The sequence below is a fragment of the Geodermatophilus sp. DF01-2 genome (assembly GCF_004571065.1).
GTDB lineage: Bacteria > Actinomycetota > Actinomycetes > Mycobacteriales > Geodermatophilaceae > Geodermatophilus.
The window spans coordinates 1-8488 of sequence record NZ_SPQN01000122.1; the positions used below are offsets into that span (position 1 = coordinate 1).

6 protein-coding genes are annotated in these 8488 nt (G+C 75.3%); all 6 read left to right on the forward strand.

Annotated features, from left to right (window positions below; translation table 11 throughout):
• Positions 1 to 671, forward strand: a 671-nt coding sequence (locus tag E4P41_RS23475) for a hypothetical protein (RefSeq protein ID WP_135143041.1), incomplete at its 5' end; no start/stop codon positions are given.
• Between the two features lie 165 nt (positions 672 to 836).
• The gene (locus E4P41_RS20385) at positions 837 to 2507 is read left to right on the forward strand and encodes a penicillin-binding protein 2 (RefSeq protein WP_245177530.1); all 1671 of its coding nucleotides are present in this window, start codon (positions 837 to 839) and stop codon (positions 2505 to 2507) included.
• 288 nt (positions 2508 to 2795) lie between these two features.
• The gene (locus E4P41_RS20390) at positions 2796 to 4376 is read left to right on the forward strand and encodes a UDP-N-acetylmuramoyl-L-alanyl-D-glutamate--2,6-diaminopimelate ligase (RefSeq protein ID WP_135143043.1); all 1581 of its coding nucleotides are present in this window, start codon (positions 2796 to 2798) and stop codon (positions 4374 to 4376) included.
• 5 nt (positions 4377 to 4381) lie between these two features.
• Positions 4382 to 5782 carry a UDP-N-acetylmuramoyl-tripeptide--D-alanyl-D-alanine ligase gene (gene murF, locus E4P41_RS20395; RefSeq protein WP_245177531.1) on the forward strand — a complete coding sequence of 467 codons (1401 nt, stop codon included), beginning with the start codon at positions 4382 to 4384 and terminating at the stop codon, positions 5780 to 5782.
• Positions 5779 to 6858 carry a phospho-N-acetylmuramoyl-pentapeptide-transferase gene (mraY, locus tag E4P41_RS20400; RefSeq protein WP_135143045.1) on the forward strand — a complete coding sequence of 360 codons (1080 nt, stop codon included), beginning with the start codon at positions 5779 to 5781 and terminating at the stop codon, positions 6856 to 6858. The genes murF and mraY overlap by 4 nt, the downstream gene beginning before the upstream one ends.
• Before the next feature lie 242 nt (positions 6859 to 7100).
• Positions 7101 to 8488, forward strand: a 1388-nt coding sequence (gene ftsW / locus E4P41_RS20405; protein WP_135143046.1) for a putative lipid II flippase FtsW, incomplete at its 3' end; no start/stop codon positions are given.

Consider the following 8488-nt stretch of genomic DNA (forward strand, 5'->3'; position numbering starts at 1 on the left):
ACGCGCTGGACTGCCTGGCGCTGGTGCAGCGGTTCGGCGTCGAGGGCGTGCACGCCTACGCGCACATCACCGGCGGCGGTCTGGCCGGCAACACCGCCCGCGTCGTCCCCGACGGGCTGGAGGCCGGCTCGACCGCGGTCCGTGCCCGGACCGCCGCCGGTGCCCACCGCGCGCCGTTCGTCCTGCTGGTCGGGACGCTGCTGGTGGCGACCGCGCTCGGGCTGCTGTTCCTCAACACCGCCATCGCGGTCAACTCGCTCAAGGCCACCCAGTTGGAGGCGGAGAACGAAGACCGCGCCCACGAGGTGCAGCGCCTGGAGCGGCAGGTCATCGCCGGGGACACCCCGGCCGAGCTCGCCGCCGACGCGCGGGAGGCCGGCCTGGTGCCCGCCGGCCCGGCCGCCCACCTGGTCATCGGGGATGACGGCACCGTCACCCTCCGCGGCGAGCCCGCCCCGGCCGAGGCTCCCGAGCCGCCCGAGAACGCGGCGGTCCCCGAGGGTTCGGCGGCTCCCGAGGGTTCGGCGGCTCCCGAGGGTTCGGCGGCTCCCGAGGGTCCGGCCGCCCCCGAGGGTCCGGCCGCCCCCGAGGGTCCGGCCGCCCCCGAGGGTTCGGCGGCCCCCGAGGTCGCCGTGACCCCCGAGGCGCCCGCGGCCGGCGGCGGGGGCTGATCCGTGCCATCCACACCCCGCCCGCCCGCACCTCGTCGACGACCCGCGGACCGCGCCCCGCAGCGCGGCGGCGGGAACGGCGCCTTCGTGTCCCGCCGCCCAGCGGGCAGCCGCCGGCGCCCGGGCGCCCTCCGCGCCGGCGAGCGCCGGTTCACCGTAGGTGCGGTGCTGGTCGTCGTCCCGCTGCTGGTCATCACGGGCAAGCTCTGGCTGCTGCAGGGCGTCGACAGCGGGCAGTACGCCCTCGCCGCCACCGAGGACCGCATCAGCGTGCGGGACATCGCCGCACTGCGCGGCTCGGTGGTCGACCGCGACGGCGACCCGCTGGCCTACACCGTCGAGGCCTCCCGGGTGACCGCCGACCCCACGCTCGTCGCGGACCCCGCGCGCACCGCGCTGGCGCTGACCACGCTGCTCGACGTCCCGGTCTCCGAGCTCACCGAACTGCTCTCCGAGGAGGGCCGGTACGTCGTCCTGGCCTCGCGGGTCCCGCCGGAGACGGTCGACGCCATCGAGGAGCTGGGGCTGGGCGGCGTCTTCTCCGAGGACGACCCGGTACGGCTCTACCCCGGCGGGTCGGTCGCCGGGCAGGTCGTCGGTTTCGTCGGGCGGGACGGCGAGGGCCTGGCCGGCATCGAGCAGACCTTCGACGAGCAGCTGGCCGGTACCCCGGGGGAGCGGCGGGTCGAGGTCGGCAGCGGTGGCCATCCGATCCCCTCGGGCATCGACGAGTCCACCCCGGCCGTCGACGGCGAGACCGTCGAGCTCACCGTCGACGCCGACCTGCAGTTCGTCATGGAGCAGCGGCTGGCCGAGGCCTGCCGGGACGGTGAGACCACGCGCGCCTCTGCGGTCGTCCTCGACGTGCACACCGGCGAGGTGGTCGCCATGGGCTCCTGCCCCGGCTACGACCCCGGCGCCTACTCCGAGACCGACCCCGAGCTGCTGGGCAACCCGGTGGTCTCCGACGTCTTCGAGCCCGGCTCGGTGATGAAGGCGGTGACCCTCGCCGCGGCCATCGAGGAGGGGAAGGCGACGCCGGAGACCGTGCTGAGCGTGGACGGGCGCATCCAGGCCGGGGACGTCGTGGTGCGCGACGCCCACGACCACGAGCCGATCGACTGGACGGTGACCGGCATCCTCGCCAAGTCCAGCAACGTGGGCACGATCATGCTGGCCCGCGAGGTCGGGGACGCGACGCTCGAGGAGTACCTGCGGGCCTTCGGTCTCGGCAGCACCACGGGCATCGAGCTGCCCGGCGAGAGCGCCGGCATCCTGGAGGAGTCCGAGGACTGGACCGAGAGCCGGGCGGCGAACGTCCCGATCGGACAGGGCGTCTCGGTCACCACGCTGCAGATGGCCTCGGTGTACCAGGCGATCGCCAACGACGGGGTGCGCATCGAGCCGCGCATCGTCTCCTCGGTCGGGGGCGAGACCCCGCCGGCGCCGGACAGCACCCGGGTGCTCAGCGAGTCCACCGCGGAGGACGTGGCCTACATGCTCGAGGCCGTCGTCGGGCCCGGCGGTACCGCACCGCTGGCGCAGGTCGAGGGCTACCGGGTGGCCGGGAAGACCGGCACCGCGCAGCGGGCCAACCCCGAGTGCAACTGCTACGCAGGCGGCGGCTACGTGACCACGTTCGTCGGGTTCGCCCCGGCCGACGATCCGCAGTACGTCGTCGCCGTCGACCTGGAGCGGCCCACCAGCGATGCCGAGGGCGGCCAGGTCGCCGCGCCGGTCTTCGCCGACATCATGCGCCAGGCGCTCACCGCCGACGGGATCGTCCCGTCGGGGACACCCCGGCCCGACTTCGTCCTGACCGGCCCGGACGACTGAAGAAGGACCCCGTCCTGCCCACCCCTCGCAGGCTCGGGGCGGTGCCCTGGACGGGGCCGCCCTGCCCTCCGCCACTCGTCGAAGGACCCGTCCTGCCCTCCCCTCGCGAGCTCGGGGCGGTGCCCTGGACGGGGCCGGGACCCTGCAGGGGGGCTGCCGTCCTCCCCACGCCTGGTGGAAGAAGCGTCCCCGTCCCGGGCCGGGCCCGGACGGGGCCGCCGTCCGGCGGCGGCGCGCCGCCGCGTGTGGGCGGCGGGCCGCCGCGGGCCGCCGGTAGATTGGAGCCCTGTGGACGCGCCCGGTGACCGGTCGGCGGAGAGCACGCCGACCACCCCGCTGACCCTCGCCGGGCTCGCCGACCTGGTGGGCGCGCCGGTCCAGGGGGATTCGGCGACCGCTGTCACCGGCGTGACGCTGGCCTCCGGCGAAGTGCGCCCCGGCGTCCTCTACGCCGCCCTGCCCGGTGCCCGCACGCACGGTGCCCGGTTCGCCGCCGACGCCGCCGGACGCGGCGCGGCCGCGGTCCTCACCGACCCGTCCGGCCGCGAGCAGGCCCGCGTCACCGGCCTGCCGGTGTGCGTCGTCGACGACCCCCGCGCAGTGCTCGGCGCGGTCGCGGCCCGCGTCTACGGCGAGCCGGCCCGGCGGCTGCAGGTCATCGGCATCACCGGAACCAACGGCAAGACAACCACGAGCTACCTGGTCGAGGCCGGCCTGGCCGCCGCGGGCCGGGGGACCGGCCTGATCGGCACCGTGGAGACGCGCACCCGTGGCCGCGCCGCCGACGGGACGCCGACGGTCACCACCTTTCCCAGCGTCCGCACGACGCCGGAGGCGCCCGCCCTGCACGCGCTGCTGGCGACCATGGCCGGCTCCGGGGTGCAGACGGTGGTCATGGAGGTCTCCAGCCACGCGCTGGTCCTCGGCCGGGTCGGCGGCATCCCGTTCGCCGCGGCCGGCTTCACCAACCTCGGCCGCGACCACCTGGACTTCCACACCGACCTCGAGGACTACTTCCTCGCCAAGGCCCGCCTGTTCGACGGCCGCGCCGCGGTCGAGGTGGTCGACGTCGACGACCCCTACGGGCAGCGGCTGACCGGGATGCTCGACGGCCGCCGCGCGGTCACCGTCGCCACGACGGCCCATCCCGCCCGCCCGGACGCCGACTGGCGCGCCCAGGAGCTGGCCGTCGCTCCCGACGGCGGGACGGCGTTCACCCTGCACGGCCCCGGCGGGCGGACCTGGCCGGCCCGGGTGCGGCTGCCCGGGCGGTTCAACGTCGCCAACGCCGTCCTCGCCGTCGCGCTGCTGGACGCGGTCGGCGTGCCGGTGGAGGCGGCGCTGGCCGGGGTGGCAGAGACGGTGGTGCCCGGCCGCATGGAGCCGGTGGACGCCGGGCAGCCGTTCGTTGCCGTCGTCGACTACGCGCACACCCCCGACGCGGTCGCCACGGCCCTCACCGCGCTGCGCGCCGCCACGGAGGGCCGGGTGGTCACCGTGCTCGGGTGCGGCGGCGACCGCGACCCCGGCAAGCGGGCGGCGATGGGGGAGGCCGCGGCGCGGAACAGCGACCTCGTGGTCGTCACCGACGACAACCCCCGCTCGGAGGACCCCGCCGCCATCCGCGCGGCGATGCTCGCCGGCGTCCCCGCCGACCGGCGTGGCGACGTGCTGGAGATCGGCGACCGCCGCGCGGCGATCGCCGCCGCGGTGGCCCGCGCCCGGGCCGGCGACGCCGTGCTGGTGGCCGGCAAGGGGCACGAGTCCGGCCAGGAGGTGGCCGGCACCCTGCACCCGTTCGACGACCGCGCCGTGCTGCGCGAGGCCCTGGCGCAGCTCGCGCCGGCCGGAGTGGAGGCCCGTCCGTGATCGAGATGGGTCTCGCCGAGGTGGCCGAGGCGGTCGACGGCGAGCTGAGCGCCGGCGGTGGCCGGGTCACCGGGAAGGTCACCGTCGACTCGCGCACCGTCGCGCCCGGCGACCTGTTCGTCGCCGTGCCGGGGGAACGGGTCGACGGGCACGACTTCCTCGCCGCCGCGGCGGCCGCCGGCGCGGTCGCCGCCCTGACCGCCCGCCCCGACGGCGCGCTGCCCTGCGTGGTCGTCGACGAGCCGGTCGCCGCGCTCGGCCGGCTCGCCGCCGCGGTCCACACCCGGCTGGCGGGCGCGGGCGGGGCGCGAGGACATCGCCTGACGACGCTGGGCATCACCGGTTCCTCGGGCAAGACCAGCACCAAGGACCTGCTCGGCCAGGTGCTGACCACCGCCGGCGCGACGGTCAGCCCGCCCGGCTCGTACAACAACGACATCGGCCTGCCGCTGACCGTGCTCGACGCCGACGAGGACACCCGCTTCCTCGTGCTCGAGATGGGCTCGCGCGGCCCGGGGCACATCGCCCGCCTGTGCCGGGTCGCCCGGCCCGACGTCGGCGTCGTCCTCAACGTCGGCTCGGCGCACCTGGGGGAGTTCGGCTCGCCCGACGGGATCGCCGCCGCCAAGGGCGAGCTGGTGGAGGCGCTGCCGGCCGAGGGCACCGCCGTCCTCAACGCCGACGACCCCCGGGTGATCGGCATGGCGCCGCGCACCCGGGCGAGGGTGACGACCACCGGCCGGACCGCGGACGCCGACGTCCGGGCCGAGGACGTCACCCTCGACGAGGACGGCCGTGCCGGCTTCACCCTCGTCGCCGGCGGCGCGCGCCGCGCGGTGCGGCTGCAGGTCGTCGGCGAGCACCAGGTCGCCAACGCGCTGTCGGCCGCCGGGGCGGCGCTGGCCGCCGGGATGACGCCCGACGCGGTCGCCGCCGCGCTGTCGGCGGCGGTGCCGCGCAGCCGCTGGCGGATGGAGGTCACCCGCCGGGCCGACGGCGTGACCGTGGTCAACGACGCCTACAACGCCAACCCCGAGTCGATGCGCGCGGCGCTGGCCGCGCTGGCCGGGCTGCCCGCGCGGCGGCGGATCGCCGTCCTCGGCGGGATGGCCGAGCTGGGTCTGGGGGCGGCCGCCGAGCACGAGCGGCTGGGCCGGGACGCCGTGGCCGCCGGGGTGGACCTGGTCGTCGCCGTCGGACCGGATGCGGTAGGGATAGCCGACGGGGCGATCGCCGCGGGTGCGCGCGAGGACGCCGGCACGGTGCGCGTGCCCGACCGGGTGGCCGCCCGGGAACTGCTGACGGAGGTGCTGGTGCCCGGTGACGTCGTGCTGGTGAAGGCCAGCCGGTCCTACGGGCTCGAGGTGCTCGCGGCCGACCTGCTCGCCGCCGGGGCAGGCGCGTGAGGTCCGTCCTCATCGCGGCCGCGTTCGGGCTGGTGATCTCGATCCTGGCCACCCCGGTCGCCGTGCACCTGTTCCGCCGGAAGGGCTTCGGCCAGGAGATCCGGGACGACGGCCCGGAGAGCCACCTGTCGAAGAAGGGCACGCCCACCATGGGCGGCACCGTCATCGTCGGGGCCACGGTCGGCGGCTACCTCATCTCCCACCTGTTCCTCGTCAACCAGCCCGGCCGCGGGGTGACCGCCAGCGGTCTGCTGGTGCTCTTCCTGATGGTGGGCCTGGGCACCGTCGGCTTCCTCGACGACTACCTCAAGATCCGGTACCGGCGCAGCCTCGGGTTGAACAAGACCGCCAAGCTGGTCGGCCAACTGGTGGTGGGGGTGGCCTTCGCCCTCCTGGCCACGAGGTTCCCCGACGAGTCGGGCATCACCCCGGCCTCGGAGTTCGTCTCCTACGTCCGCGACATCGGGCCGCTGTTCCTCGGCTCGATCGGCTTCGTCGTCCTGGCGTACCTGTTCATCGCCGGGTTCTCCAACGCGGTGAACCTGACCGACGGGCTCGACGGGCTGGCCGCGGGCTGCTCGGCGATGGTCTGCGGCGCCTACACGATCATCTCGTTCTGGCAGTTCACCCACGACTGCACCACCGAACCGATCGTCGGCTGCTACACGGTCCGCGACCCGCTCGACGTCACCCTGGTCGCCGCCGCCGGCCTGGGCGCGTGCCTGGGCTTCCTGTGGTGGAACACCAGCCCGGCGCGCATCTTCATGGGCGACACCGGCTCGCTGGCCCTGGGCGGCCTGCTGGCCGGCCTGGCGATCGTCACCCGCACCGAGCTGCTGCTCGTCGTCCTGGGTGGGCTGTTCGTCGCGATCACCCTGTCGGTGGTCATCCAGGTGGCCTTCTTCCGCGCCACCCGCCGCCGGGTGTTCCGGATGGCGCCGCTGCACCACCATTTCGAGCTGGCCGGCTGGACCGAGGTCACGGTGATCGTCCGCTTCTGGCTGGTGACCGGGATGTCGGTCGCCTTCGGGCTGGGGCTGTTCTACGCCGACTGGCTGGCGTTCACCGGCCTGTGAACAAGGTGGAAGGATCCCGTCCCTCTCAGGAAGGACCTCCTCGCCCCCCGCCGCTCGCAGGCTCGCGGCGGGCCCCTGCGAGGAGGCCGATCGAGGGTCGCGGCGAGCCTCCGGACGGGGCCGCACCCCACGCCTCGCGAGCTCGGCGCGGGCCCCTGAAGGGTGGCCGTTCCAGCACCTCACCACCGCGACACGCCCGCGCGGTCCCCCGGGAGGTCCGCTCCAGCGGCGACGATGGCCTGATGCAGTCCACCGGCGTCCCGACCGCTCCCGGGCGGCGCCGGACCGCGTCGACCGGGCAGAGGACGCCGGTCCGCCGGTTCGCGCCCCCGGCCTGGCTCGACGGCCCGATGACCAGCTGCCACCTGGTCGTCGGCGCGGCCGGCATGCTCCTGGCCATCGGCCTGGTCATGGTCTTCTCGGCCTCGGCGATCGAGGCCGCGCTGGGCGACCAGCCGGCCTGGCGGCCCGGCGTCGACCAGCTGATCTTCGCCTGCATCGGCCTGGTGGCGCTGCTGGTCGCGGTGCGCCTGCCCGTCGGCCTGGTCCGCCGCTGGACCCCGATCGCCCTGGTCGTCGCAGCAGGGCTGCTGGTGCTGGTGCTGATCCCGGGCATCGGCTTGAAGCTCAACGGCTCGCGGGCCTGGATCGATCTCGGGTTCACCACGTTCCAGCCCTCCGAGCTGGCCAAGCTGGTCTTCGCCCTCTGGGGCGCGCACGTCCTGGCCTTGCGCGACCGGTTCCTCACCATGAAGACGCTGCTCGTCCCGCTGCTGCCTGTCTTCGCTGTCCTCGCGGTGCTGCTGATCCTCGAGCCGGACTTCGGCGCCATGGTCACCTTGGGTCTGGTGCTGGTGGGCCTGCTCTGGGCGGCCGGGATGCCACTCCGCTGGTTCGCCGGAGTTGCTGCGGCCGGTGTCGGCGTGCTCGCGCTCGTGGTGACGTACTCGGAGGAGCGCCGGGAACGCCTCACCGCGTTCCTCGACCCGTTCGCCGACCCCTCCGACTCCGGATTCCAGGCCATCCGCGGCTTCTACGCGCTGGCCACGGGAGGGCTGTGGGGCGTCGGGCTGGGCAACAGCGCGATGAAGTGGAACCTGTTGCCCGAGGCGGAGTCGGACTACATCTTCGCGATCATCGGCGAGGAGCTCGGTTTCCTCGGCTGCCTCGTCGTGGTCACCCTCTACGGCCTGCTCGCCTACGCCGGCTTCCGGATCGCCCGCCGGACCGCCGACCGCTTCGTGCAGCTGGCCTGCGTGGCGTTCACGGTCTGGCTGGTCGGTCAGGCCGCGCTCAACATGGGCTACGTGGTGGGTCTGCTCCCCGTCACCGGCCTGACGCTCCCGCTCATCTCCGCCGGTGGCACCTCGCTGGTGCTCACCCTGTTCATCGTGGGCTTGCTCATCCGCTTCGCCCGCTCCGAGCCCGAGGCGATCGAGCACTTGCGCCGGCGGGACGGCGGCTGGCTGGCCCGGCTGCTGGTGCCGGTGCCCGAGCGCGCCGTCGACCCGGTCCACCTGCGTCGCGCCCGCCGTGCCGAGGGGCCGGCCGAGCGGACCGGGCGGACGACGGAGCGTCCCGCGCGGCGGCCCGCCGTCCCCGGCGAGCAGGCGCAGCAGAGCGGCAGCCA

Coding starts and splice junctions, on each gene's coding strand:
- murF (WP_245177531.1), top strand. CDS start 4,382: ATGGGTCTCGCCGAGGTGGCCGAGGCGGTCGACGGCGAGCTGAGCGCC.